Source organism: Limnohabitans sp. TS-CS-82 (assembly GCF_002943475.1).
This window is the reverse complement of the sequence record NZ_PTQX01000009.1, coordinates 155,403-181,604: the sequence shown is the minus strand read 5'-3', so window position 1 is coordinate 181,604 and position 26,202 is coordinate 155,403. Positions and strand designations below refer to the sequence as shown.

The 26,202-nt window shown below is 55.2% G+C and carries 18 protein-coding genes; 7 read left to right on the top strand and 11 right to left on the bottom strand.

From position 1 onward, the window contains the following. Positions 1–43: 43 nt before the first annotated feature. The 4 genes from C5F52_RS18070 to C5F52_RS18055 are packed head-to-tail and all read right to left on the bottom strand — an operon-like array spanning position 44 to position 3,784. Positions 44–712: an ABC transporter ATP-binding protein gene (locus C5F52_RS18070; RefSeq protein ID WP_104799752.1), complete on the bottom strand. Its 669-nt coding sequence runs from the start codon at positions 710–712 to the stop codon at positions 44–46. Beyond that, the gene (locus tag C5F52_RS18065; RefSeq protein ID WP_161499729.1) at positions 709–1,701 is read right to left on the bottom strand and encodes a branched-chain amino acid ABC transporter permease; all 993 of its coding nucleotides are present in this window, start codon (positions 1,699–1,701) and stop codon (positions 709–711) included. The genes C5F52_RS18070 and C5F52_RS18065 overlap by 4 nt, the downstream gene beginning before the upstream one ends. Then, on the bottom strand, positions 1,698–2,555 hold the full coding sequence (locus tag C5F52_RS18060; RefSeq protein ID WP_104799750.1) for a branched-chain amino acid ABC transporter permease: 858 nt from the start codon (positions 2,553–2,555) through the stop codon (positions 1,698–1,700). The genes C5F52_RS18065 and C5F52_RS18060 overlap by 4 nt, the downstream gene beginning before the upstream one ends. A 38-nt stretch (positions 2,556–2,593) precedes the next feature. After that, positions 2,594–3,784, bottom strand: coding sequence for an ABC transporter substrate-binding protein (locus C5F52_RS18055; RefSeq protein ID WP_236657911.1), 1,191 nt, complete (start codon positions 3,782–3,784; stop codon positions 2,594–2,596). 71 nt (positions 3,785–3,855) lie between these two features. Here C5F52_RS18055 and C5F52_RS18050 point away from each other — a divergent pair, with 71 nt between their 5' ends. After that, a complete protein-coding gene (locus C5F52_RS18050; RefSeq protein ID WP_104799748.1) occupies positions 3,856–4,263 on the top strand; it encodes a hypothetical protein in 408 nt (135 codons plus the stop codon). Further along, the gene (locus tag C5F52_RS18045; RefSeq protein WP_104799747.1) at positions 4,250–5,014 is read left to right on the top strand and encodes an ImmA/IrrE family metallo-endopeptidase; all 765 of its coding nucleotides are present in this window, start codon (positions 4,250–4,252) and stop codon (positions 5,012–5,014) included. The genes C5F52_RS18050 and C5F52_RS18045 overlap by 14 nt, the downstream gene beginning before the upstream one ends. 292 nt (positions 5,015–5,306) lie before the next feature. Here the strand turns inward: C5F52_RS18045 and C5F52_RS18040 are convergent, their stop codons facing one another. Further along, positions 5,307–11,819 (bottom strand): NACHT domain-containing protein, encoded by a 6,513-nt coding sequence (locus tag C5F52_RS18040; RefSeq protein ID WP_161499728.1) that lies wholly within the window; start codon positions 11,817–11,819, stop codon positions 5,307–5,309. 380 nt (positions 11,820–12,199) lie between these two features. Between C5F52_RS18040 and C5F52_RS18035 the strand changes: the two genes are divergently transcribed. Together C5F52_RS18035 and C5F52_RS18030 are read left to right on the top strand one after the other, a co-directional pair. Then, the gene (locus C5F52_RS18035; RefSeq protein WP_161499727.1) at positions 12,200–13,786 is read left to right on the top strand and encodes an AAA family ATPase; all 1,587 of its coding nucleotides are present in this window, start codon (positions 12,200–12,202) and stop codon (positions 13,784–13,786) included. Next, the gene (locus C5F52_RS18030) at positions 13,783–14,649 is read left to right on the top strand and encodes a hypothetical protein (protein WP_104799744.1); all 867 of its coding nucleotides are present in this window, start codon (positions 13,783–13,785) and stop codon (positions 14,647–14,649) included. Before C5F52_RS18035 ends, C5F52_RS18030 begins: the two co-directional genes overlap by 4 nt. Before the next feature lie 557 nt (positions 14,650–15,206). On the opposite strand, the gene C5F52_RS18020 is transcribed toward C5F52_RS18030, so the two are convergent. From C5F52_RS18020 to rsmI, 4 genes are all read right to left on the bottom strand, one after another. Further along, positions 15,207–15,974: a hypothetical protein gene (locus tag C5F52_RS18020; RefSeq protein ID WP_104799742.1), complete on the bottom strand. Its 768-nt coding sequence runs from the start codon at positions 15,972–15,974 to the stop codon at positions 15,207–15,209. Further along, positions 15,961–18,717: a tyrosine-type recombinase/integrase gene (locus C5F52_RS18015; RefSeq protein WP_104799741.1), complete on the bottom strand. Its 2,757-nt coding sequence runs from the start codon at positions 18,715–18,717 to the stop codon at positions 15,961–15,963. Before C5F52_RS18015 ends, C5F52_RS18020 begins: the two co-directional genes overlap by 14 nt. Then, entirely contained in the window at positions 18,714–20,741 is a 2,028-nt protein-coding gene (locus C5F52_RS18010; RefSeq protein WP_146100110.1) for a hypothetical protein, read from the bottom strand. Before C5F52_RS18010 ends, C5F52_RS18015 begins: the two co-directional genes overlap by 4 nt. Before the next feature lie 602 nt (positions 20,742–21,343). After that, entirely contained in the window at positions 21,344–22,261 is a 918-nt protein-coding gene (gene rsmI / locus C5F52_RS18005; RefSeq protein WP_104799739.1) for a 16S rRNA (cytidine(1402)-2'-O)-methyltransferase, read from the bottom strand. 12 nt (positions 22,262–22,273) lie between these two features. On the opposite strand from rsmI, the gene C5F52_RS18000 reads away from it, so the two are divergent. Genes C5F52_RS18000 through C5F52_RS17990 form a run of 3 tightly spaced genes read left to right on the top strand, consistent with a single transcriptional unit; the run spans position 22,274 to position 23,977 of the window. Beyond that, complete coding sequence (locus C5F52_RS18000) at positions 22,274–22,663, top strand: YraN family protein (RefSeq protein ID WP_104799738.1); 390 nt, start codon at positions 22,274–22,276, stop codon at positions 22,661–22,663. Between the two features lie 25 nt (positions 22,664–22,688). Beyond that, positions 22,689–23,288, top strand: coding sequence for a phosphoheptose isomerase (locus tag C5F52_RS17995; protein WP_104799737.1), 600 nt, complete (start codon positions 22,689–22,691; stop codon positions 23,286–23,288). Beyond that, positions 23,285–23,977, top strand: coding sequence for a BON domain-containing protein (locus tag C5F52_RS17990; RefSeq protein WP_104799736.1), 693 nt, complete (start codon positions 23,285–23,287; stop codon positions 23,975–23,977). Before C5F52_RS17995 ends, C5F52_RS17990 begins: the two co-directional genes overlap by 4 nt. Positions 23,978–24,080: 103 nt before the next feature. On the opposite strand, the gene C5F52_RS17985 is transcribed toward C5F52_RS17990, so the two are convergent. Together C5F52_RS17985 and C5F52_RS17980 are read right to left on the bottom strand one after the other, a co-directional pair. After that, complete coding sequence (locus C5F52_RS17985) at positions 24,081–24,995, bottom strand: NAD(P)-dependent oxidoreductase (RefSeq protein ID WP_104799735.1); 915 nt, start codon at positions 24,993–24,995, stop codon at positions 24,081–24,083. 88 nt (positions 24,996–25,083) lie between these two features. Continuing rightward, positions 25,084–26,184 (bottom strand): type IV pilus twitching motility protein PilT, encoded by a 1,101-nt coding sequence (locus tag C5F52_RS17980; RefSeq protein ID WP_104799734.1) that lies wholly within the window; start codon positions 26,182–26,184, stop codon positions 25,084–25,086. Positions 26,185–26,202 lie beyond the last annotated feature (18 nt).

The window sequence follows — 26,202 nt, the reverse complement described above, 5'->3', positions numbered from 1 at the left end:
TTTGCGCTGACGGTGCACTTCTTCCCGCGTTTACCGCTGGTGCTCATATTGATGCAAGCACCAAAATTCGGCTTGCGAATCGGAATACCAAGTCCATGTCGTGCTCAATGATTAAGACACCTAACTCACGGGGCAAACTGTCTAAAGCAGCCAATAAACGGGTGCCATCGCTTTTTGGAACACCAGCCATAGGCTCATCTAGCATGAGAACTTTGGGGCGTAGTGCAAGCGCAAGCGCCATCTCGACCAATCTCTGCTCTCCATAAGCGAGGTCTTGGGTAGCCACACCGGCATGCGCTCTCAAACCTAACCGCTCAAGCAATGAGAGAGCTTCAGTCTGCAAATCAGGATAGTTATCGATGCTTCGCCAAGCCCGACCAGTGAGCCCTTCTCTTTCAAAGAGCGCCAATTCAACTTGTCGCTGAACTGGAAAATGAGGCGCCAATGTAGTGATTTGGAAAGTACGAGCCAATCCTGAGCGCACACGCTGAGCTTGGCTACGAGAGGTGACATCCTCACCTTGCAGAAAAATAGAACCTGAATCAGGCTGGAGAACACCACTAACTTGATTAACCAGCGTAGTCTTGCCCGCGCCGTTGGGGCCAATCAGTGCAAGTCTTTCTCCTGCAGACACATGGAACGAGACATTGCGCGTCACATGTAAACCACCGAAGTGTTTGTCTAAGCTACGAACTTCGAGCAGGTGACTCATTTCGCACCTCCCATACGACGGCGCAGCAAAGCAATTGCCTTTGTGGGTGAAACAAGTACGACAGCCATGAGAAGAAAGCCGACCACGAAAAGCCAATGGTAAGGATTGATGGAAGAAGCCGTGTGGTGCAACAGCGTAAATACAGTCGCACCAATCAAGGCACCGTTAAGGCTACCGATGCCTCCAAGGACCAGCATCACCAAAATCTCGGCAGATAGAGCAAACGATAGACTATCTAAACCAACTACGGCATTGGTTTGCGCTGAGAGTGCCCCTGCAGCACCTGCAAACATTCCTGCCAGCGAATACATCGCCAAAAGTCTGCGAAAGACTGGCGTACCCAAAGCAGCCATGCGTGCCCGATTTTCGTGAACACCACGAACGGCCAAGCCAAACGGAGAATCCACCACACGACGAGCAACATAGAAAAGAACGACCAAGACAGCTAGTGAGTACCCGGCGGCTACCTTACCCTCCAGATCAAAGGCAAATCGCCCTAACAAAGGAGAGTTCATAAATCCAGACAAGCCGTCATCACCTCCAGTCCAATCACGCGCTTTTTGGGCAAGGCTTAGCATGATCTGGGAAACGGCCACGGTCAGCATTAGAAATGTGAACCCTTCATAGCGAAGTAAAAACAAGCCTGAAAGAAATGCAAGCGCTGCGCCCGAAGCCATTCCGATTACCAGCCCAATCAAGGGGTCTGGCACAACATGTAATGCAAAATTTCCAGCAGCGTATGCACCAATACCAAACATCGCCGCATGCCCAAGCGTTGCCAAACCAGCAACACCGACAACCAAATCGAGCGACAGCACAAGCAATGCTGTAACGAAAATGCGCGCTAATAAACCTAGTTGCTCAGGCAGTGCGTAACAAGCAGCCGAACCAATTACCAGCACCAAGACAGTCGAACGCCAAGCAGGTACACATATAGGGGCTTTTGGCAAAGCAGAACCTTGTTTAGAAGTGTCAGACATGGCATTCATCGTTTGAATAATCCTTGGGGGCGCCAAGCTAGCAAACAAGCCATGGCTAAGAAGAAGAACAGACTCCCCCATTCGGAAGCAAGGTATTTACTTGCGGTTTCGATTAAACCGAGGAGCACTGCTGCGGCTAGTGTTCCTGGAATACTACCCATGCCTCCCACTGCGACAACTACCAGGACAAGGACCAAATATTTGATCGCGTAGTAAGGCTCCAGCGGCATCAGTTCAGCGCCAAGAATTCCACCGAAACCAGCCAATGCTGCACCTACGGCAAAGCTTGCACATTGGACGAGCCGAATTGGAATACCCAAAGTCGATGCTGTTGAGCTGTGATCTACAGCCGCACGAAGCCAAACACCAAATCGCGTATAAGAAATTGTCCAAGTACAAATTACTGCAACCACAAGCCCAGCCCCAATGACTAAAAGACGTTGGGCTGGGAGGGTGCGGATACCAAGATCAACAGAACCGGCTAAGAAATCAGGCAGCTTGATCAGTTGAACTTGAGGACCAGCAATTGCATTCGTTGCAGCAATCAACACGAAGCTCAACCCAATAGTGAACAAAACCTGCTCCAACTCCTTACGTCGATACAAGTGTTTCAACACCAACGATTCAAGTGCTGCCCCTAACAACCCCGTGGCTAGTAATGCAACGGGAACTGCTAACCAAAAGCTCCATTGAGCTTCTCGTGTGAGATAGGCGGCGCAATAACCGCCCACCATCGCAAAGGCTCCATGACTTAGATTGACAAAACGCATCAGCCCAAGAGTTACCGACAAGCCAACAGATACAACAAACAGCACCATGCCGTAGGCCAAGCCGTCGATTGCGATATTGAACAAAGTATTCACTTATTGACTTTCAACTCTTGAGCTAACGGCCTTAGCAATTACTTGTCTAAGCCGAAGTCAACTTGCGGGCCAAAGCTCTGAACTTCCTTGTTTACCAGGACATTGCCAGCCTTTTCGACCTTGCGGAGATAGACGTTTTGGGTGATATGGCGAGTCTTAGGATCAATCCGAACGGGACCACGCGGGCTTTCCCATTGCAAGCCACGCGCAGTAGCGAGAGCTTTAGCTCCATCTTTTTGACCACCAGTGGCTTCAATCATCTTGTGAATCACGTACATGCCATCCCAAGCACCTGCGCTTGCGTAGTTGGCGACAACGTTCGCATCACGCTTTTTCAGCGCTTGGACAAAACGTTTATTCACAGAAGAATCGTGAGCTCCAGAATAATGGAAGGACGTTGTCAAACCCAATGCGCTATCACCAAACTTCTGCAAATCGAATTCATCTGTTTCTGCTGTACCAAGAAACTGGACACCAGATTTGGCCAACCCGTTTTCACTGTACGCCTTCACAAAACCCAGGTTGGGGGGACCACCAGGAAGGAATGTGTAGACAGCCTCGGCTCCGCTTGCCTTAATTCGTTGAACAAAGGGGCCAAAGTCAGTCGTTGAGACAGGCATACGAATTGACTCTACAACGGTGCCACCTTGTTTAGTAAATTCGCTCTTGAATGCCGTTTCCGCATCGATACCTGGACCATAGTCAGATACGGCGGTCACAACCTTCTTAATATTTTGTTTAGATGCCCATTGCGCCAATGGCACAGTCACTTGCCAAAGGGTGTAACTGGTACGAATGAAGTACTCGGACTTCTCTGTGATAGATGATGTTGCTGCATTAAAAATCACTGTGGGCGTCTGTGACTGCTGAATTAATGGAGCAACTGCCATCGCATTCGGCGTAAATACAAAACCGCCCAGGTAGTCAACCTTGTCCTTCACGATCAATTCCTGCACCAAGGTTTTTGTCTGGGTAGGGTTAGGACCTCCGGTATCGCGATAGATAGGGACGTTGACACCGTGATCCACCGAGCTGGTCGCTGGAACACTGACGTCGTAGAACAGGCCATTGAGGTGGAGAACACGTTTGACAGGCAGCAACGAGCTCAAGCCGACGCGCATGCCATTGAGGCGTACTTCAGGGACGACCAAGAAGTGCTGGCGGTAATTGAGGGGGAGAAGGCAGAAATGCCGGTAGCAGAGGTACTTGCCTTGTTCGATCTCGATCAAAAGACCTACGACACAGCACGGCGTAGGCTTAGGAGGCAGGTGGACAAGATGATGCCCGGAAGGAGACAGCGATGACCAACGAATTTCAGAAGACGCTCGCCGCAGTTCGAGCGTTGGCACTCAAAGACCTCGAAGCCGCGTCTGACGAGGACATCCGGACCGAGCTCGCAGCTGAAGGCATCGATCCCGATCAGCTGGCGGCCAGCATTGCAGTAAGTCTTGATGACGTTCTGGCATCCAGCCTTCGTCAACAAGCTGCGGCCGCAAAGGTAGCAATGCAGATCCATACGCCCCCAAAGAAGTTGCTGCGGCCTACCCTAGATCGAATTAAGGAGCGCATCGCGCGAGCCTTTGCGGCAGATCCTCAGTTGGCAACTGCCTTTAGAGAAGGAGGCCGCCAAAGCAATGCCGACCTAGAAACGCTCTATGACGATCTTGTGCTCATGGGCAAGATCTCCGACACCGATGATGTTTGTTGATGTCGACAGGCTGAGCCGCCCGGAGCGCTTGCTCTGGGGTAACGGCGTCAGGAAGCCCGAGCACATTGATTTGGAGGCCATTGCCGGCGCCAGGGGCGCTCACGTCGTCTACAGAAAGCTCGACGGTTGCGCTGCACGTCTGGTGGCCGCCGGTGATCGTGCCGTCATCAGCGTCGCCATGGACGACAACCTCGGACGAAGACGCTTCTCTTTGGGGCATGAGTTGGCCCACTGGATGCAGGACGCCCAGCGGACATCATTTAAGTGCTCTAGCACGGACATCGGGCCGCAGAATGCTGAAGCCAAGTCCATCGAGGCAGACGCCAACAGCTTCGCCAGTCAGCTGATCCTTCCCGACTATCTGGTCTGGCCATGGGTGGCGGATCGCAAGCCAAGCCTAGATCTTGCGAATGCAATGGGGGGCGATTTTCAGGCCAGTTTGACTGCGTCCGCCCTTAAGTTGCTACAACGAGCCGAGGTGCCGGTCGCCATCACTTGCCACGATCAGCGGCGATTGAAGTGGTCCAAGCGCAGTCGGAACTTCTCAACCGACTTCTACATCCTGAACGAGTTGCACCAGGACACGATGGCATTCGAAATGGCTTTCGGTGCTGCCAAGGGACTTAGCCGTCCGAAGCGAGAAAGTGCCGCACGCTGGATCAGCGGCACGAGCACGTATCGGATGGAAGTTTGGTCGCAGTCGATCAAACTTCCCGAAGGCTCCGTGCTAACCATGCTTTCAGTTGTGTAGCCAGCTAATATCGTTGTCTTGTTGACTCCATCTAACGGCAACAACGGTCGTTCAAGCCGTCGCCAATGAGCGACCGAGATCAGCCTTTTCCAGCTGTTCGCTCGATGTCTGCACTGCAGCGCTTTCGGTCTGTTAGCCGTCGCAGTTCTAGTCACGCGGACCAGCACTAAGCGGACTTCCAGCCCTACGAGCTGACCTTGCTCGTGCTCCCACGCGTAGGCTAGCGTCCGGCAGCTGTGGCACGAACGCGGTCGTGCTATCCGCTGACGCGCGCTACCGCGCTGTAAGCAGACTAGAACTTCGACTCTTCCATTTCGTTCGACCGGCCCGTCGTGTAACTCACCTCGAGCGAGGCACTCATCCGGATGACCGCGGTGGTGTGCCAGTACCGGCTGCGCTCACTGCCGTGGCCTCCGTCGTTGCGTCGCAGGCGCACTAGCCATATCAGGTCGGCGTCGCGGGCCTCCAGGTACTCAGTCACTACGTCAGTGCGGCACCAAAGCCGTGAGCCATCGCTCGCACCCTCCTCATGTCTGCCGGATTCGATCCACACGTCTGCCCGCACCACGGTCTCATGGGCGGCGTTTTCCCAAGTCCGGTCGAACGGATTGACAGATCGCAACTTGGCGAACGCGTTGAAGTCCTGACTCAAGCGCGAGCGCCGCAAAGCCCCAACGGCGCCTAGGGCGTCGGTCTCATCCAGATGCGCATAGGCTTCATTGCGCACGATCCACGGCAGGTAGGGTGCATCGCGATTAGATGCCATCCCGTTGTCTTCGTACATCTCTATCTGTGGTAAGTGGGCTTGGAAAGGCCCCTGTGCGGCCAGCTCCACGGCAAGTACGGCGCTCTGATCCCGCGGTACCAGCGCCGACATCACCCGAATCTCGACGTTCTCGTTGGAGTGCCAACTGCCATCGACCGTGAGCCAGTCTGTCACCGAGTCGCCGATTCCAAGTAAGGCCTTCAATGCGGCCGGCTCCGCGGTGAGGTCAATCGCGGTTTCGCCCGCATCCATCAAGGAAACCCAGGTGTCCAGAGGTTGACTGTCTATTCCGTCTGCGAGCCACAAACCCGCAGGATGCGTCACGCTCTTGCGCCAAAGCCAGTCCTCCCAAGGATCTTGCCCATCGTAGCCGCACCAAACCACCGGGTACGTGGCGAGTAGATCGCCTGCCACCGAGAACAATGCGTGCCAGGCCAACTGCTCGCCGTAACTTTGGTACTCTGCGTCTATGCCGCGCGTGTAGTGGTCACCACCAGGTCGCGTCCGCCCTTTGCTATCGCTCATGAACTCGATATCGGCATCATGTTCACGCATCTTGGCGACGAGAGCATCCACCGTTTCCCAGTGCGGCTGTCGGAACAGGCTCGACAGCCGGGTAACTTCGTTTTTGCTGAAGTCGTAGTCCAGATGCAGTTCAGGCTGGGGCTTCGTCATGTCCTTCGGACGCGGGGCGTGGAAATCGCCGCCGTAGTAGTCCTTCTCCTTCCGGGCCACGAAGCTCGATCGATTTACGCGCTGAAGCTTCTCAACCCCTGCCTTTGGCAGGCGCAACTCACCTGCATCCACACAGGCCAGCAGTGCCTGCGACGCGAAATGCCGTCGAAGCACGTGGCGTTCGGCAGCGTCAGTCGTAATCGCTTCGAGAAAATCGGCATGCCGAGCAACGACCACGGGCGCCTCTAGTGCTATGCGCGCCATTGCGATCAGCAACCAGAGCTGAGCGTGCTGGTAGAAGAACGGCAACTCCGGCGCCTGGAAGGGGACCGCGTCGCGGCGCTGATACTTTGCAACGACGCCATCCAGCACCTCGGCACGCCCAAATCGGACCGCCGTGCGCAGGCTATGGGCAGCGAACCATCGCTGCCGGGTCACGGACGAACCGAGCTGGAACCAGGTGATTGCCGAGATAGCCTCGACCGCATCCCCGGTAAAGGTCATCTCGTCCTGCCAAGCCCCGTCCTCCGTATTCGATGCGAGCTTCGCCGGCCCGCTCTGCAGCAGGCGTGTCAGCGCTGCCTCGCCTACGCCGCTTGAAGCCTCTTCGTTGAACTCCGCAGCAAAGTTGAGCCACACCGAGGGCGGTACCGGTATCTTGGGACGTGTGAACTCGCGGATGAGGAGCATCAGCACCTCGCGGCGCGCCAGACCACAGATGTCCTCGAGGGCGCGAACGTGAGAACCCGAGAGGTAATCGAAGCAAATGAATTCGCCAGCATTCACCCGTGCGATGACCGGTGCACAGACCTTCAGCGCGTCGGCTACGACAAGCGAGGAGCCGCCCCATTGCTCCTTGCAGGCGCGCAGCTCCCTTTCCTTCTCGTATAGATCCAACACCTCGAGCCGCGCGATCAGCGCCAGATAGTCAGGCCATTGCTTGAACGCAACCTTCGCTCGCAACGCATCGAGGACCTCGCCCGAGAAGCTCATGTTCCGAAGCTGCGTGCGGACCGCATCGAGGACTAGACCCACTGCGACCTCATCTAGCGGATCGGTGCCCGCGGCGAGCTGCAGAACGTGCGCCTTCGCCTTGTTCTGCTCGTCTTCCCAGGTTCGAGGCGCTGCGTCGCCTCCGGACGCGCGCCAGTTGCTGCGCCGGTTGTGGTCATCGCGCTTGACGTCGATCCGAGCCGCCGCTGCTTCCAGGTACTGCCGCTGCCATGCGTCATTGCCCAGCACCGCGCCGGCGAAGCGGGCGAGTGCGCGGGGCGTTTCCGAGCCCAGTGAACCAGGGTTGTTCTGCATGTATTGCGCGACGAGCTCGGTGGCCACGGCGGCTACGCGCGCGGACGGCTTGGATTCGAGAGTGGCGATCAGCTGCGTGGTCCCGCACACGTAGAGCTCGGCTGGATTCGAAAGTCGCAAGAGCGTCAGGGCGAGCTCGGCATCGAGCTTGTCGTCCTCCAGCAAGGCCCGCACATACGGTAACAGCGTGAAGTCCAGCGAGATTCGGCCTCGGTCCTGCCACCGCGCCAGCCTTGCAAGCCCGGCCACGCCGGATACTCGGCTTATCGCGGCGCCGTAAGAACCCCAGCCGAACTTCTTTTCCTCCCCCAAGTTGAGCTCGCAGATGTTGGATAAGGTGTGGCTCTCGCGCTGGCTGAGACCTTCGCCGGTCAGCGCGCCGGCGAAGTGCATTAACCCCTCAACGAAGTGGTAGTCGCCTGAGCCGATCGCGTCCATCTGCTCGAGGCCTTTTCGGAAATACACGACCGCTTCGGCGGGGCTGGCCAACGAGATCGCCTGCCCAAGTCGCGCGAAGTGTGCGGCGCGATCGGTGACATCGTGATCCTTCTCAATAGCCGCGCTTGCCTTAATCGCGAGCGTGCCAGCCATGGCATTGAACGCTGGACGAGACGCCAGCCATGCGACGAGTCCGATTAGGCTTGACAACGGCGCAGCGTCCAGTTCACTGGCCGCTTCGATGTGTGCCGCGACTTCGTCCGCAGGAAACGAATCGTTCGACGCAAGAGCTAACGCCAGTAAGCGCTCGACGACCGTGTCGTACTGCCGTTGCGCTGAGCGGCCGCCAGACTCGTAATCGTCGGTGTTGCGAAGCGTGATCCAGCGGGCCGTCAGTGGCGCCAAGCTAGGTGCCGCGGAGCCGGAACCAACAACGGCCTGTGAGAAGTCACGCGCGATATCTAGCCAGCGCGGCATTCGCTCCTTGAGGAGTCGCATGGCCGATGAGTGGTGGCTGTGCTCGTAAAGCACTTCTTTTTTCGCGTCTCGGGCGGTCTTGGCCTTCGCCTCGTGGTCTGCATCCAGTGCCGCCTTGAGCGCGGTGAGGAACTCCGCTTCCGTTAGATTCGTAGTCAAGTTGGCAGCGTGCTCGGCCAGTTCGCGCGGCAGCAGGTTGCGGGAACCAATCGGGGTGCCGGACGCGCAGCAGGCGATGACCTGCCGGGCTATGTATGTGGCGATCTCACCGACCCAGTACGACGAATCCATGAAAACGTGCAGATTCGGCGGCACCAAGGGTAGTGCCGCGAGGATCGCGTTAGCCTGGGCGAGCATCCCCAACCGCACCGCCTTCGCCGCGGCCTCCACCATGCCCTGTACCAACGGGCGTTCGTCGGGTCGGTAGTGATCTCGAAGCTTCACCGGGCCGGCCGCCATGCATGCCGCCGAGAGCGACTCGAGTTGAGCGCGTTGCTGCTCTGGGCTGCCTGCGGCGTAACGAATCGCCGCGGCAATCGGCCCGATCGATGTCAGCGCTTCGACACAGGCTCGGGTCACCTCGGGCGAAAGCAAGGACGTCGCCTCGGAACGGCGCGCCAGCTGAAACATCGCTTTGGAGATGTCGTAACCGTGCTCTGCGCTGACCCAACCCGATAGATTTCGAGCCGCCGCCTTGCCATCGCCCTTGAGCAGGTGGCAGAACGGGAGCGCCGCCAAGTCCAGCACCGTGGGGTGCGCGCGGTCATGCGCGTCGCTCTTTTGGTTGAAGTACTGCTGCAGCCATTCTGCGACCCAACTGGCGTGCCAGATTGCCTCGGCGGTCTCGCCCATCAGCCCATGAGTAATCGCCAAGCGAGCGTGGCGGGATCCGGGCCACGGTGTTCGTGCCTCGAAGATGCGCCGAAGCGAATCCGGATCGGCCGAGGCAACCACGAGATCGGGATAGTCCAGCAGATACGTCGTCCCCCGCTGGTCCATCGCCGCAAGGGTCGACAACTCAACCAGCAACGGTACGAGGTGATAGAGGTCGTTGACGCGAACGGCGTGCGCCACGGCGGCGCGAAGTCGCGCATGGCGAATTGTCTGCTGGCCCATGCTGCTGGTGATGCTCGCGGGCAACCGCTCATCAAAGGCCAGCTGAAAGAGCTTCTCCCCATCCTTCAACTGCAGCAGCAGGTCAGGAAGCGTCGTGGCGGCATAGACCGACTCCCCCTGCATAGCGAACAGATTCATCGCCAGCTCATGCAGCGGCGTAGCGTCGCCGGCGTAGTTCCGCCGGATAAGGTCTTCGGTGGGCTCGTCGCGAAACATCAGGCCATGCTTGGTCTGCTCCAGAAGCGGCGACAGGTCTGCCGCGAAGCTGATAACTGCACCCTCGGCCATGCCATTTACTTGCGCGTATTCCTTGAGCGGCACAGGCGGCGGTAAGGTGGCCAGACCCGCCAGGAATGCACGGATACTGCGATCGGTATTACCCAATTTGCGCGCCTCCACCAAGGCCTGCTCAATGCGGTGCTGGATCAGATCGTCCAGCGCGATCGGCTTGTCGATCTCGCTCGGCGCTAGCAGGCCAGGGTCCGCGGCCAAGTGTTCCAGCACACGAGCGTTGCCCTTAGACCGCGCCTGACCCACCTGAACCATCGTCTCGGTCAGCTCGCTCACGCGGCTGCTCAGTAAAACACGTGTCTCGCGCTCGACGAACGGCGCCAATTCGAGCTCTTCGGCGGAGATCTCGCCGGTCGCGGCGAGGCGCCGGTGCGTTCGGGCACTGACGACCACCTGCAGACCAGTGATCGCTGGGCGGTGCTCCAAGCTTTGCAGCAACAGGCGCGGAAAAGAGTCCTGATGACGATCGTGAGCGATTTCGCTGGAGTTATCGATCGCGTCGAGCAGCAGGACCAGTTGCCGGTCGGCCGAACCGCGGCGCAAGGTAGCAACGGCTTGCTCCAGGCGCAAACGAAAAGTGCGAAGGATGTCTTCACTGTTGCTGGTCGAGGGCAGCATGGGGTCGCACAAACCTCGACAGGCGAGCTCATTGGCGATTTGCAATAGGCCGCGGCTAGGCAGGTGCCTGCAGTCGTCGGAGGCACGGTACTGCCCCATGCCGAAGCAGTCGAACAGGATCGTTTCGTGCTCGTGGCCCAGGCGCGCGGCCAGCGAATTCATGAAAACTGTCTTTCCAAAACCGCCTTCGGCATGCACGACCAAAGGGCGGGTGAGCCGCGGGATGCGATGGACGGTTTCGTCCAACTGCACACGATCAACCACCTTTCCGTTCGGCGGAAAGCTCGCCGGCACCGGAAGCAGGTCCTTGTCGTCGTACAGACCCAATGCAGCAAGCACGTCCGTGCGCACGATGACGTTGTCATGCTGCTTGACCAAACCGGCCTTGTCGCGTGCCATCTCCCGGATATTCGCGAGACGGTGACGGGCCATGTGGTCCCGAGGGTCTGACCAGTCCACCAGGGTAAGTGCGAGCTGCTGCTTGTTCTCGCGCAGGTTGCCGGTCAGGCCGGTCATGTCCAGCCGTGTAGCAAATTCGACGAGGTCCTTGCCCGTCAGCTTGCAGGCGTCTGCCACCTGCTTTGCTTGTGCTTTCGCGTCTCCCTTGAGCGGACTTTTCGCAGCCAGACCTTCGATGGCCGTGAGAAGCGCGGGCGCGATTGGCCGGTTGGTGACCAACTCGAATCGCAACTTTTCCCGCGCCTTTTCAGTCCCAAGCGACGTTTTGCAGGCGCGATAGGTACGCGCAAACTTGTCAATCGTCTTCTTCGCATCTGCCGCCCGAAACGGCTTGTGCTCGGCCGCCTTGGAGTACTTCACTTGAACCACCACTACACGCTTGGCGTCCTGCAGGTTGGGCCGACCTTCGAAGTACAGGACCGCGTCGGCGATCTCATTGCCTTCGTTCGAGACGCCGTGCTGATCCTCGTTTGCGAATCCTTCTACCGCAATGCCGACCAACTCGGCCCCCGGCAAAAGCAAGCCCAGACACTTTCGCGCAACCCAAGCTTCGTGAAACTCGTGGCCATCGCGGGAGGCGCTAGTGGTGTTTATCGCCGGGCGCGTTCGCGGGTTGGCTTTCCTCTTGAGCGTTGGCAACGCCTTGGGCTTCGGCATGGCTGTCTCCGGTGTTACTTTCCTGCGCGTCGCCGTGAACTTCTTCTTTGCTATCGCCATTGCCTATCCTGCCCAGACCTAATTCAAGGATGTCCATGTTAGCGCCGCGTCAAGTTGAGGGTTCTGCAGATCCCGCCCGCTGCGACGGTTAGGGGGCAGATTCCTCGGACGCGGTTGACCTCACGGTCTCGGCTAAATCAGCCTTCAGCCGCGCAGCAACGAACGACCACAACCAGCCTATTTCGGCTATTTTTTGGATGTCAGCACTGCAGCGTGTTGGGCCTATATTGCGCTAAAGTCAGACTATGGTGCAGAAGAAATCTGTTGAGAGAAACGTCCCAGGCCTCCGTGTCCTGTTTGCACGACGAATGGCGCTGGAAATGGACTTGCCTGCCGACACCATACTTGTCGTCCCATCATCAGACGGATGGAACGACTTTGGCCATCAAACTCGGGTTGACTACCGAATCCGTATGCGTTCGGCGAAAGAAACGGTACATGTAAGCGGCTTCATTGGGTTTATAAATCCGGAAGCAGATAAGAACGGCAAAGATTTGCTTCAGCAGTTGCTCTCGACGCAAGGTGAATCAACAGTAGAAGCAGCGACCGACCACAACTTCTTCACCATGCTGCCGGACATGGAGGCTTATCGGCGGCTCGTCCAGACACTCGATGCTGACGACGCGACGGCAGTACTTACCGCGTTGAATGACCTTGTTGCGCTGAGTGAGTTTGAGTCGACCGCGGCTATCCTAGATCTGGCCACCCAGACGGAGGTGTTTTCCCTGTCTTTCATGCGAAGTTCAGACTCCTACTTCGCGTATAAGAACGCAGGTCAACTACTGCGGGGACTTTCAAGCGAGCAGACAGGTATCTTGTCACCGACCTTGGCAATTCGGTTTCAGCTACCGGGGCGACAGAACGAGCACCATCTCAGGTTCAGTTTCGACCATGCTGCTGATTTGCCAAAACGGATCGCCATCATTATCGGGAAGAACGGTGTCGGCAAGAGCCAGACGCTAGGTCGCATAGCGCGCGCTGCCATCGACGGAGCAGCAGTCCTAACAGATGGGTCCGATGGCGGGCGACCTCTTATCAACCGGCTGCTTGCCTTCGCGCCAACGAACGAGGCTGAGTCAGTTTTCCCGACGGATAAGAGGAAGCGGCCACGAATTTGGTACCAACGTTACTCGATGAATCGGTCACGCCGTTCGCGGCGAAATGACTATCTTTCCGACTTGATCGTACAGGTTGCTAGATCCACGCAGATGGTTGCGTCAAAGTCACGGTGGGAGATATTTACCGAGGCGCTCAGTGCCATCTCGAATGCCGAAGAGCTCCATCTGCCGACTTACTCAACATTGGACGCCTATGTACCTCTTGCCAAGTTACCCCAGGGAACAGAGCAACGTGTCCTGGAGCGTTTCGCTTCCATCGACGTCAAGAAGGAGCCTGCTCGCGTTGTGGGGGGCGAGGGCTACCCTCTGAGCAGTGGCGAGATTTCGTTTCTCAAGTTTGCAGCGCAAGTGAGCTTGCATATTGAAAACGGCTCGTTGCTACTGCTGGACGAGCCGGAGACGCACCTTCACCCGAACTTCATCAGCCGGTTCGTCTCGCTCTTGGACGGTCTGCTAGAGATGACCGGATCTGCGGCCATCATTGCGACGCACTCTGCGTACTTCGTGCGCGAGGTTTTCCGCGAACAAGTTACCGTATTGAGCGTGGACAACGAGAACTTTGTACAAGCGCAGCTTCCGAAGTTACGAACCTTCGGGGCCGATGTGGGTGCGATTTCCTACTTTGTGTTTGGTGAGGACGAGCCGTCTAGGTTGGCCGTAGAAGTCGAGCGTCGGCTGATTGCGAAGCAGATTCCTTGGGCACAGATCTATGCCAAGTACAAAGACGAGCTTTCCTTGGAAATATTGAATGGACTTCGCGCTTCGATCGAGGATAAGGTGCGTCCGTGAACAAGTTGCAGTTGCCTGCGTACGATGACTCGGCCGCGTTTGACAACCTATCGAAGAACCAGCGACTAGGTAGCTATCCAAAACTTCAGCCTTTGGTGGGGTGCGTCCAGGCCGGCTACGCTCAATATGAAGCCGTTAACGGCACACCGTCGCTTGTCCAGAATCATCCGATCAGTGCAGAAGCAGCCGCGTTTCTGAAAAGGCACTACGCATCGCCACCAGCTGATTTGGCATACATCACTGAGATGCGTGAATCAACTGAGCACTTGATCTGCCCGATGTGTGGATCGATGCACAGTGGGACCTTGGATCACTATCTGCCAAAAAACGGATATCCGATCTTTTCCGTTTTTTCAAAAAATTTGGTTCCAGCTTGTAAGTGCAATAGTAAGCGCAAAGAGACACTCTTTGGCGCGAATCCGGGCGAACGTGTCTTACACCCATACTTTGACGACTGTCTGGGTGAGCGACTGGTGAGCGCTCGTTTCGAGGACTTGGGCGAGGTACCGAAGGTTTCTCTCGTGCTGTTGATTTCAAACACCCACCCTTTTCATCCCGCAATTGAGTTTCACGTACATTCAATTGTTCAAAGGTCAGCCATTGTGAAGTACTTGGCCGATCGATGGAGTTCGTTGCTCCGCAAGCCAAGCCTCGTGGTACGCGCCTTTGCAGACAACATCGCGACGCAGACCGAAGTTCGCTCCATGCTTGAAGTGGAACGCGACACCCTAGACGACTTGCACAAGGGTAAGAACAACTGGAATTCCATCTTTATTTCCGGGCTGCTTGATCCACCGGTCACTACTTGGATTTCTGCAAAACTCGCTCGTCTAGGGAGAGTGCCTGATAGTGGACTTGTCTGATCGGGTCGGGTGCAGCAGGCAATCATAGAAAAGACCATTCGTTCTCATTACCTCGTCTTGATGCGAACGACTGGTTTTGAAGGGCAAGCTGACAAACAAACCTTAGCCCGTCGAATGACAGATATTGGCAAAAACTGCCAGTCAGGCAGCAAAAATCAATGACCGATCCCAGCCTTAAGCTGACCTTGATTTCGATTGATTGGACTTCGGCTCTTGGTTGCACTATCAGCCTAAAAGAGCCGCGGAAAGAACTCTAACCAACGACGGTATCGTCGGACAAATTAGATGACTCTGCACCAATCAACGTGAGCGGGGAGTTTGCCGCTAGGCGCTTCTGCAAAAGCAATGGTTTAACAAGTGCCATGGTTTGTGCCGCTGGCAACTCTTGTATGAGAATGTCATAAATTTTCTGGCTCAAATCTATCTTCGATCCTTGGATAACAATGAGGCTAATTTTTGATGTTGGGCTAGGCATATTGAGTTTTCTAAACAGAAGATTACACACAAAATTCGGAAAATTTGCGTGAGGTCTGTATCGAAAAATTGTGTGATGCCGCTCATAACGTGAGCGAATTGAGCGACAGAGATTTCGTGGCTCCTAGTGGATCTACAAGTCTGTGTGCGCTTGCCAAAATCAGCGATTGAGAACGAAGTAAGGGATAAAGCTGATCTGTCAAATTAGGAAATTCAAAATGTGTCCATTGCATTGTTATCAGACGATGTTGAGTTTTTAACAAGCGGCGATATTGACTAAGAAGTTCAATGTCTACATGCGAGTTTCCAAGGCTCGATATAGTGAATTGGATATCAACGGGTTCGGCCATGAGGGTTCGTCGTGGTAGCGCAAGTGCATCAATCATGGCTGATTGACCGTTGGCTGTTTGGACCTCAAATCGTCGGTCACGAAGAGTGTTCAAAATGCGAACGTCAGCAGCTTTGTATGTGCTGATCGCGTCGTAAAAATCGCTTGGATTCCATCTGGCTTTTTCAGAAAGCTCACGTAGCAAACGCACATTTATCAACATGCGCTCTGAAGCTGCTTCGTCAGCTAAATCGTCAACTCGCTCTCGAAATTGAACGACATCATCAGGCCTACTAAATAGACTAAATTGAAGATCAGCCGAAACTGAAACGATGAGCCATTGTTTGAAAGTTTTTTGGCAAACATCCAGACTGAAATCTATACGATGTTTTAAGGCGAGTGGTTCGATTAAGTCTCCAACACAGGTTCTAAGTTGACTAATGAGCTGTTGTTCAGCGTCGAGATTTCTTGTCTCATTTGCAAAGTTAACAAAGACACGGAACAGTTCTTTATGGTTGTTCATGGCTGAACTCAGGAAAAAATTTAATCCACACAGCAACTGAAAAAAGCAGGCCATGTAACCGATCCATGCGCAACTGGGCTGGTGAAACGACTTGTGAAACTTGGGACAGTGGTGTTCGTGCAACTAGAAGATATGGGGCTTGATGCACGGCCCGGAGTTTGACGATTTCTGTTCTAAAAAAACTCCCGAATTTGCCTCTCACCTGTTGAGTTGCGCTTAAAGTCGTTTCTGACGACAGGGTTAGCGCACGGTCGTGCGGTGATGTGAATGATTTAGCCGGAATTCTGAGCAAAAGGCAGTCTGGTTTTACGCCTCCGCAGTGAAGCCACTCCAGAATTGGCATGGCTTCAAGATTTGCAGGAAGGCTGATTCCACGATTTGCCCTGCAATGTATCCAAGAGCGCATTGCGTCTCGCTGTAATTCGGTGGGGCTTTGATTTTTGATTTGGCTTTCGACGAGTGAAGTTGTCGATGGCTCGGCACTGAGACTAGGTCGAATATTTAGACGCCGGGTCGTTTCAAAAATCCATGTGATTTTGAGGCTGGAAGTCACCTTCTCAACAGGAATACAAGACCGTCGGTCGCCTTGCATTGAGAGTAACTCGTTCAGTATGGCCGCAGCCTGATCTATCACCTTATCTATGAGTTGATGAGAGCAAGAGCATCTGATAGAAATCGTTTTTAGTGGTAGGCCATTGCTGAGGTCCTCTAAGATTTTTAGTACTTGTTTAACGGTGGGGGGCTTCCTTTTTGGCAAGTCATTGGCGATGAAATGATCTATCCCTTCAGCCTTTGGGCGATTCAATGCTGTTGAATTTTTTAGAGCTTTTTTCTCTACGCACTTCCAGTAAAAACTTGAACTTTGTAAATCGCGCTGCTTGGCCTTACGAAGTCGTGCGTTGTTAGATCCAGTCCAATACCCAACAATGTTGCTGGACATTTTTTGGGTACGCCAATAGTTATTTAACGCAAGCCTAATAGCTTGATCAGGCCTGTGAAAGTAGTGTTCTAGAGTGGTTCTTATGTCGGCGTGCCCAACTTGAGCGGCTATCGCATGTAAGCGAGACGTCGGTTGAGATTCGCCGTGTTGAGCAAAGAACTCAACGATGGATCGATTGACCCAAGCATGTCGCAATGTGTGAAATGACACTGATTCATCGCCAGTTACTTCCTTCAAAATTCTATTGACGAGGCGTGCGCACATCGCAAACTGGTATGTGTGTGTATGTCGGTGTGGATCGCCAAAAAACAATGCGCTCTTGCCGTGTGCTTCTTGTTCCTCATTTGTGCGGCGGTCAAGCCAGCTTGTGACGTAAGGCAACCAACGTGCTTCGTTGGTATACATCAAACGTTTTGCACTTTGACTTTTCCCCTGGTGCTGAAATCGCCTTGGCGAAAAACGAAGTTCTAGACCGTCGCTGCTTTGGCGAAAGTCTTCAAGTCTCAACGCTCTTGCTTCTCCAATGCGGAGCGGGAAAATTGCACCAATTGCTATCAGCGCTTGCACACTTGCACAAATTCTTGGGTCGTCGTTTACTGTTGCTGTGAGCTTCAAGGCCTGATCTATTTCGGTATTCCAAATCGTGTTTGCATGAACGTTTGACTCTTGAGAATTATTTGGAAAGAGTAAGTCAGTTGCTGCGGGCGCACCAAACGTAACCGTGCAAAAGTCATGAAAAGAAGCTAGGGCCGGTCTCTGTAAATCATTGTTGAGCCCGTGTTTGAGGTCCGTGAAGAATGCATGCCAGTCTTGATCATCCATGTACGCAGCAGATTTTTTGCATAGTGAATATGTGCTGGAAATTAGAGAGGCCACTGCACTGAAGTACCGCGAAATCGTTGCAACTTTTGGATTGAGCAATCGCAAGCTACCAACGGTTAGTAGATGGTGAACCCATAGCAACAATATTGAATCGCAGGGCGTTCCATCGGTGGTAACCAAGTCGGACACAACCGAAAGTCGAGCGTGTAAGTTGGCTCGCCAATATTTGTCAGAGAGTCGTATGTCAGTATTTCTTCCGGTCTCTGAAAACAGCCGTTGAATTTCAGGTATGCAGCGTGCGCGCTGAGTTTTGGTCTCATCAATTTCAAAAAGAGCGTCCATTGGGGCGTCGTAAGCCACCCCCATCGCCGCATCTTCATCCCGCGCAGAGGAGTCTGGATAATTGGGTGTGGGGACGTTTTTTCGTAACAAAATTTCTCGATCAAGTCGTGTTGTCGAGATCTGTCCGACATGCATGGCGAACACAACCAGTGGCAAGTGGTGAGATAGCCAAGCCATTGAATCGTGAAATATGGTTGGCCAAATTTCTTTGCTTGTCCAGTGCTGGCACTCTGGGTAATGAGTTTGCACGATCAGCTTTAAGGCACGCAGTTCGTCCACCACATCGTGTGTGATTTGTGCACGTGACAAAGCGATGCGTGTTCTCGGATCAAGTGCTCGGCTTTGCCGCGCCCCTTCATTGCTTGTCCATTGAACAAAACAGCCATCATTTATTTCAATAGGCGTCGCCATCGCTCGAAGTAAGGATGCCAGTTCCTCTATGGACTGCGTACCTTGATACAACAATGTGCAAAGGAGCAATGACTGAAGGTCGCTTAGGCCAGAAAATATTTTTTCTGACGTGCGCAGAAAATGATCGAAGCGTGCCGCACCTGCGGAAGCGCTTAGGGTCGGGGTGATGACGTTTTTTGCACGATGCGCTTGCCATGCTTGCGCATCTTGAGATTTGATGCGACTCATTTCGGTGCCGCCTTGCTGAGGCCAGCTTTTGGGTGAATGGACAGATTGGCAAGTACTCTGTCAATGCCGAAACTCAATCGCTGTATGTATCCGAAAGCGTCTCTGTCCGAAGTGCTTAAGTGAGATGAGGTCCCATTTGAAAAGTGCCGAAGCCAGTCTTGAACGTCTTCAAAACTTACACCAATGTCAAGCAGCTGATCGGTCAGGAAGTGGCGTCCAAAATCACGATTGAGGTTTTGAGCAAGACCCGCAAACATCCGCTCAGTAGAAACCGCTTGTGCAAAACCATCTTTATCCAGACTGAAGAGCAGCTGTGCGTTTTCGTTTTGAATGATTGCCCTTACTCGTTTTGATGTTTCGGTTGCGCCGAGCGCATGAACTTTTCCTAGTCGTCGACTCAATGTCTGAATGTGTGCGCACCACAAGCGAATTTGTTCATTGAGTGACGCAGGTATTGGGATTGGTGTTCTGCCTTTCGTCAGGCTCAATGGCTTTTCTTCAATCAGCGCAAATGGTCGATTGGGTACCCACATGGCTGAATCGAAGTTGATCTCCTTTTTATGCCTCCCTCCCACAGACATGTGCATGAACAAGCTGACGTATCTGGTGTAGGCGTTGTGGTGTGCAATCAATCCATCTAACGTGTACCTTTTCCCACAGCGCTGAGTGTCTACTTGAGCAGATACTTCATTGAAGATCTCTTGAATCCAAGTTGATGCGGGAGTCACGCGTGAGCCAATTCGAGTGATATCGAATTTTTGGTTTGCTGGCATCGCAGGACCTAGGCCAATCGACTGATAAATTGATGAGCACCCTTGCCAAATTTCTCCCAAGCGTGGGCTGATGTAGTGAAGGTCAGATTTGTTTAACAGCTCAAACCCCAGACACGCGAACGCTGATACATCGCGGCGACCAATGGTGGCGAGTGCCGCGCCTCTGATGGATGCTAGCAAGTTCGCTAACGACGAACTATGGTGTGCGCTTTCTAACGAGAGCTTCTTGCGGCTGGTCTTCTTGTGCACCGTCAAATCGCCAACAACTTGAAGTTGATTGTTTTGACGGTAAGCATTTCCCAGAAGCGCAGCAACACTTTGAGGCAAAGGGCGCTTCAATAGAAGGGTGGATTCGATATGACCTGGCTCAGCTTTCTTTGATAGGTCTTTGAGCACATGGCTTAAATCGACATAGATCCATCCAGTCATTGGATTGATCCACGCTAGATATCCATTCCTCGTTTCCGAGGTGATGAGTGGTGTTTGTTTCCCGAGTTTCCACCCAAGTCCAATACAGATGCATAGAAGGACCGCAAGATCGTCTGGGCTGCCTTGCTCAGCTTGGCTCAGCAACTTCGTTGCCGTCAAATTTAATTCTTGCAATCCTAGACATCGATCGCCACAGACCGCCATGCGCTCGTGTTCGCGCACTGAGCTGAGGCTGTTTGACAGTTTTGAATTAACTGCTGAGTTAAAAACCAGTTGTTGGTTGTTGCTAGAAACTGCGCTTAGTTCAACCAAATTTATGAAACGTTTGTTGACTTGATTTTTAATTTTGCCCAGCGCCTGGTTTATTTGCCCGATTGAGATTGAGTTTTCTGTCTTTTGCCGTAACAGGCTTCGTAGGGTGCGGATGGCGTTGTTGTCTATTGCGACTTTTTTCAAAATGGCGATAGCTAGAAGTTTCCCGATGACTAGGCGAATTTCTGTTGAGGTGGGAAAACTTGACGAACTTAGCCAAGACCAGGACGGGAAGTTAGATACAAACCCCATCATTTCTTCCTCAGCGCCGGCATTCACTTCAGAAGTTAAAGGCGCGATGTCATTGATAACTTCAGTAACTCGATCTGGTGTTGAAGGGTACGTATTTTTTAAAAGGATCAGACAGTTATGACAAGTTTTGGCAACTTGTGTCACACATGGCAAATGCGCGGGGGCGGGCACCAGGTCCACTAACGTACGGACGATGTCGAGCCCTCCCGCAATTGTGGGAGTTCGGGTGGCACCAAATGGAAAAACGGGAGAGGGCATGAGTAGAACTCCTATGGCAAATGGGAGCCCACCCGGCTGAGCAAAATGACGAGCGCGTCTTACTACCTACGCAGCCGGGTGCGAAGGTAAATTCTTAGTTGGAGCTAGCTGTTGTGTCCTGGACTGCGCGTGCGGTCCAGGCGAGCAGAAACCGTGCGTTGTCACGAAGTGACGGAAAATAAATAGGTATTTATGTGTCGGCGATGGCGCTCGCCAGCTGACGCTCTGACGTCAGGAAACGTCAATTAAGTAATCAGTGCAGAATCAGTGTAAAAGATGATGTGCACGAAGGAATTCATTCTGGATGACCAGTGCATTCATTTTAATCAACTTTTAACCGCTTGATCAGATTGGACCAATACTCATAAATGTGGGCGCTGCACGAGCCGCCATTTTTGGTGCAACGCTGTGACAATCTGTGTCAAGTCGTCTATTGTGTTGTTCAGGTCCTGTCACAGTTCCTAAAGCTAAAACTCTTGTAATTCAAGCACTTACACTGATCAACGCCTATTCCAGTGTGGTTGATTACGATTAATCCGCATCAATTCTCTTAGTCTCCGAAGCCAAGGGTCGTGGGTTCGATCCCCGCCAGCCGCACCATCTCAAGCCCCGCTTTGCGCCTTCAGCACCAAGGCGCGCTCATACAGCGTATTTTTCGCTTCACCGGTCAACTCTGCAGCCAGTTTGACGGCGGTTTTCAAGGGCAACTCAGCCATCAACAGCGTCAACACACGGTCGTTGTCGGCGCCGGTTTCGACCTCTTGCACTTGGGCGTGCACCACCAAGGCAAATTCACCGCGTGTGCGTTGTGGGCTGGCTTGTATCCACGCGCTGACATCTTGTGCGGCGACGGTGGCAATTTCTTCAAACTGTTTGGTCAACTCGCGGCCGATGGTCACAGGGCGTGCGCCCAAGGGGGCCAGCGCTGCGGCGAGTGCTTCGATGCGGTGTGGCGCTTCCAGCAGCACTTGGGTGCGAGGCTCTTGTTTCAAGACTTCCACGGCATGCATGCGCTCGGTGGCTTTGGAGGGCAGAAACCCGACGAACACAAAACCCGACGAGTCGTGCGCGGGTGTACCGCAGGCGCTCAACAGCGCCGTCACACTGCTGGCCCCCGGCAGCGGAATCACGCGTAAGCCCGCGCCTTGCACTTGCCACGCCAAGCGCGCGCCAGGGTCGCTCACAGCGGGCGTGCCTGCGTCGCTCACATAGGCCACGCGTTGACCGGCTTGCAAGCGTCGCACCACTTCTTGCGCGGCTTCTGCTTCGTTGTGTTGGTGCACGGCCAACCAATGTGAAGAAGCCTTGTCGATGCCATAGGCACGTAGCAAGGTTTGGCTGTGGCGGGTGTCTTCACACGCCAAGGTATCGCATAAGCTCAAGGTGTGCAGCGCACGCAGGCTGATGTCGGCCAAATTGCCAATGGGCGTGGCCACGACGTACAAAGCCCCAGTGGGGTAGTGCTGCGTGGCGGCGGCTGCGTGTGCGGCCGTTAAGGCGGAATCAAAGTTGGCGCTCATCAGGGAGGGTCTATGGACAAGCTCAAGGTCGACACCACCAGTGACGCGACCACCAAGCAAAAAGGGGATGCGGCTGAAGACCGCGCCTTGCATCACCTGCAAGCGCAAGGCCTGCAACTGGTGCAGCGCAATTATCGAACGCCCGGACGCGGCGGCGGCGAAATAGATTTAATTCTTCGCGACCACGACGGCACGCTGGTCTTTGTCGAGGTGCGGCAACGTGGTAATTTTGATCACGGTGGCGCTTTGGCAAGCATCACACCCGCCAAGCGGCGCCGCATTGTGTTCGCGGCGCGGCATTTTTTAATGCGCTTGCGTCAAGAGCCCCCTTGCCGTTTTGACGTGGTGGCGTTCGAAGCCGACGGTCTGCATTGGTATCCCGCCGCATTTGATGCCGCGTGAATGGCACAAAAGGTATCATTCCCGCATGTTAGAGCAACGCATTGAGCAACACTTCATCGACAGCGCCGACTTGAAATACCAAGCCGCGCAAGTCTTGTCTAAACCCATTGCATCCGCCGTGTCTGCTGTGCTGGCCAGTGTCACCAGCGGTGGCAAGGTGCTGGCTTGCGGCAACGGTGGCTCTGCCGCTGACGCGCAGCACTTTGCGGCGGAGTTTGTCGGTCGCTTTGAGCGTGAACGCCCCGAGCTGGGCGCGATTGCGCTCACCACCGACAGTTCCATCATCACGGCCATTGCCAACGACTACAGCTTCGAGCAAATTTTTGCCAAGCAAGTGCGTGCGTTGGGTCAGTCGGGCGATGTGTTGTTGGCCATCACCACCAGCGGCAGTTCGCCCAATGTGTTGGCCGCCATTCAAGCCGCCCACGAGCGTGACATGACGGTGGTCGCTCTGACTGGCAAAGGCGGCGGCAAGATGGGCCAAGCCCTGCGTGAAACCGATGTGCACATTTGTGTGCCGCACGACCGCACCGCCCGAATTCAAGAAGTGCACTTGCTGGCCATCCATTGCATTTGCGATGGCGTGGACACGCAACTGCTCGGTGATCAAGAAGGAAACGAATGACTATGAAAAACACAAGCCAAAAGCTACTCGCCGTTCTGGCGCTCTCCTTGGGTCTGTCCGCTTGCGCACCCGTCATGATCGGCGGCATGATGGGCGGTGCCATGGTCGCCAGCGACCGCCGTACCACCGGCATTCAGCTCGAAGACGAAGGCATTGAGCAGCGCAGCGCCACGGCCCGTGACGAAAACTTTGGCACCAAAGAGCACGTCAACTTCACCAGCTACAACCGCCAAGTCTTGCTCACGGGCGAGGTGTCTAGCGACCGCATTCGCCAGCAAATGGAGCAACTGATTGGCCGCGTCGAAAACGTCCGCTTGGTTGCCAACGAATTGGCCGTGGGTCCCGCCTCTAGTTTCGGCGACCGTTCAAACGACGTGTTGCTGGTGGCCAAGGTGAAGGCCGCCATGGTCGACAGCGAAGACGTGTTTGCCAACGTGTTCAAAGTTGTGGCCGAGCGCGGCACGGTCTATTTGATGGGCCGCGTGACCCAACGCGAAGCCACCCGTGCCACCGAAGTGGTGCGTGGCGTCAGCGGCGTGAAGCGCGTGGTGAAGGTGTTTGAGTACATCACCGAAGACGAGCTGCGTGCCATGCACCCGAATCGCACGCCATCCTTGGAGTCGAACAGCAAGCCTGTGTCGTTGGCGCCCCCTGCCAACAGCGGCGCGGTGGTCACGCCGATCAAATAAACGTTTGAAAGCCGCATGCCTCAACCCAGAGGTGTGCATGGCGGCACAAAAAAGCCGCGCAGTTCGCCAAGAACTGCGCGGCTTTTGTTTGGGGGCCCAGCGTTTATTTCAAGCGCTTGATCAGGCTGGAGGTGTCCCAACGGTTGCCGCCCATTTGCTGAACTTCACCGTAGAACTGGTCCACCATTTTTGTGACCGGCAACACGGCACCGTTGCGCTGGGCTTCGTCAAACACCAAGCCTAAGTCTTTGCGCATCCAGTCGACGGCAAAACCGAAATCGAACTTGTCGGCCACCATGGTTTTGCCACGGTTGTCGAGTTGCCAGCTTTGCGCGGCGCCTTTGCCAATCACGTCGAGCACCAAGTTCATGTCGAGGCCCGCTTTAGAACCGAAGGCGATGGCCTCGCTCAAGCCTTGCACCAAGCCCGCGATGCAGATCTGGTTCACCATCTTGGTGAGCTGGCCCGCGCCTGGCTCGCCCATCAATGTGAACGCGCGTGAGAACGCCATGGCCACGGGTTTGACTTGCTCAAACACGGCTGCGTCGCCACCGCACATGACGGTCAACAGGCCGTTTTGCGCGCCACCTTGACCGCCCGACACGGGCGCGTCGATGAAGTGGATGCCGAGGTTTTTAGCCGCTGCATAAATCTCGCGGGCCACATCGGCCGAGGCGGTGGTGTGGTCCACCAAGATCGTGCCGGGCTCCATGCCCGCCAAGGCGCCGTCGGCACCGTAGATGACCGAGCGCAAGTCGTCGTCATTGCCCACGCAGCAAAACACGATGCGTGCGCCTTTGGCAGCTTCGCGGGGCGTCAAGGCGCTTTTGGGCGCTTTGCTGTTGGCAAACTCGGCCACCCAAGCCTGTGCTTTGGCGGGCGAGCGGTTGTACACGGTCACCGCGTGACCGGCGCTGGCCAAGTGGCCTGCCATGGGGTAGCCCATCACGCCCATGCCGATGAAGGCAACGGGTGTGGAGGGGGCAGATTCGTAAGTTTTGGCGTTGATGCTGGACATGGTTTTTTCGTTCAGAGCTGGGGTTGGAATTGCGCTGAATCATAGGGGCTGTGTGAGCCCTGCGCTGTCACCTGAGTCAACGGGGGCACTAGGCTGGTGCCATTCGCCCGTTGGCACGCGCCTCTTGAAGCGCTTGCGCCATGGTTTGCATGCCGTGCGCCGCGCCCGTTTGCTGCGCGCTTTGCATCTGCGCGGTTTTGCCTTCGCGAATGAGGTTGCGAATGGCCGTGGTGGCCACCAAGGTTTCAAACACAGCACATCGGGCGGATGGGGCTGCGCCTGTTTGTTGCGGCGCTGCGGGGCACAGGGTTTGCGTGATCACCCCGATCAAAGCCTCGCTGAGTTGCGTGCGGACCAACGCCTTTTCATGCGCGTCAAACACATCGACGATGCGGTCCACACTCGCTGCCGCGCTGCGTGTGTGCAAACTGGCCAGCACCAAGTGGCCGGTTTCTGCGGCGGTGAGGGCCAAGCGGATGGTGTCGAGGTCGCGCAACTCGCCCACCAAAATCACGTCTGGGTCTTCGCGTAAAGCGGCGCGTAAGGCGTGCGCAAAACTGTGGCTGTGTGTGCCCATTTCGCGCTGGGTAATGACGCATTGCGCCGAGGTGTGCACAAACTCAATCGGGTCTTCCAGCGTCACGATGTGCTGCTGCGTCGTGGTGTTCAGGTGTTGCACCATCGCGGCCAAGGTTGTGGACTTGCCCGAGCCCGTGGGGCCGGTGACCAGCAGCAAGCCGACTTGCTTTAACAACTCAGGCAGCACCCGTGGCGTTTGCAAAGCGTCTAGCGTGGGCGTGTGTTGGGGAATGTGCCGCAGCACAGCGCCGCAGCCGTGTTGTTGCATAAAAGCATTGGCTCTGAAGCGGCCTAGGCCCTCGACGGCAAACGCAAAGTCCACCTCGTGCCCTTGGGCGAAGCGGGCTTGTGCGGGGGCGTCCATCAGCGGCGTCAACAGGGCGAGCAAGGCCTTGTGCGTGAGTGGCGCTGTGCTTGTCTGTGGCGATGGGGAGGTGTGCGGCTGCAATGAGGTGGTTGCGTCGGCCAACGCTGCACCGCTGCCAAGTGGTATCAATGCGCCCAGCACGCGGGCCATGGGCGGTAGCCCCGCAGACAGGTGCAAATCAGACGCGTGTTGCGCCACGGCGAGGTGCAGCAGTGCGTTCAGAGGCGAAGCGGTGGATGACATGCAGGGCTCCTTGTTAAA

Coding starts and splice junctions, on each gene's coding strand:
- C5F52_RS18010 (WP_146100110.1), bottom strand. CDS start 20,741: ATGCCCTCTCCCGTTTTTCCATTTGGTGCCACCCGAACTCCCACAATT.
- C5F52_RS17980 (WP_104799734.1), bottom strand. CDS start 26,184: ATGTCATCCACCGCTTCGCCTCTGAACGCACTGCTGCACCTCGCCGTG.
- C5F52_RS18015 (WP_104799741.1), bottom strand. CDS start 18,717: ATGAGTCGCATCAAATCTCAAGATGCGCAAGCATGGCAAGCGCATCGT.
- C5F52_RS18035 (WP_161499727.1), top strand. CDS start 12,200: ATGGACTTGCCTGCCGACACCATACTTGTCGTCCCATCATCAGACGGA.
- C5F52_RS17985 (WP_104799735.1), bottom strand. CDS start 24,995: ATGTCCAGCATCAACGCCAAAACTTACGAATCTGCCCCCTCCACACCC.
- C5F52_RS18040 (WP_161499728.1), bottom strand. CDS start 11,819: ATGCCGAAGCCCAAGGCGTTGCCAACGCTCAAGAGGAAAGCCAACCCG.
- C5F52_RS18070 (WP_104799752.1), bottom strand. CDS start 712: ATGAGTCACCTGCTCGAAGTTCGTAGCTTAGACAAACACTTCGGTGGT.
- C5F52_RS17990 (WP_104799736.1), top strand. CDS start 23,285: ATGACTATGAAAAACACAAGCCAAAAGCTACTCGCCGTTCTGGCGCTC.
- C5F52_RS18020 (WP_104799742.1), bottom strand. CDS start 15,974: ATGAACAACCATAAAGAACTGTTCCGTGTCTTTGTTAACTTTGCAAAT.
- rsmI (WP_104799739.1), bottom strand. CDS start 22,261: ATGAGCGCCAACTTTGATTCCGCCTTAACGGCCGCACACGCAGCCGCC.
- C5F52_RS18000 (WP_104799738.1), top strand. CDS start 22,274: ATGGACAAGCTCAAGGTCGACACCACCAGTGACGCGACCACCAAGCAA.
- C5F52_RS17995 (WP_104799737.1), top strand. CDS start 22,689: ATGTTAGAGCAACGCATTGAGCAACACTTCATCGACAGCGCCGACTTG.
- C5F52_RS18065 (WP_161499729.1), bottom strand. CDS start 1,701: ATGAATGCCATGTCTGACACTTCTAAACAAGGTTCTGCTTTGCCAAAA.
- C5F52_RS18050 (WP_104799748.1), top strand. CDS start 3,856: ATGACCAACGAATTTCAGAAGACGCTCGCCGCAGTTCGAGCGTTGGCA.
- C5F52_RS18045 (WP_104799747.1), top strand. CDS start 4,250: ATGATGTTTGTTGATGTCGACAGGCTGAGCCGCCCGGAGCGCTTGCTC.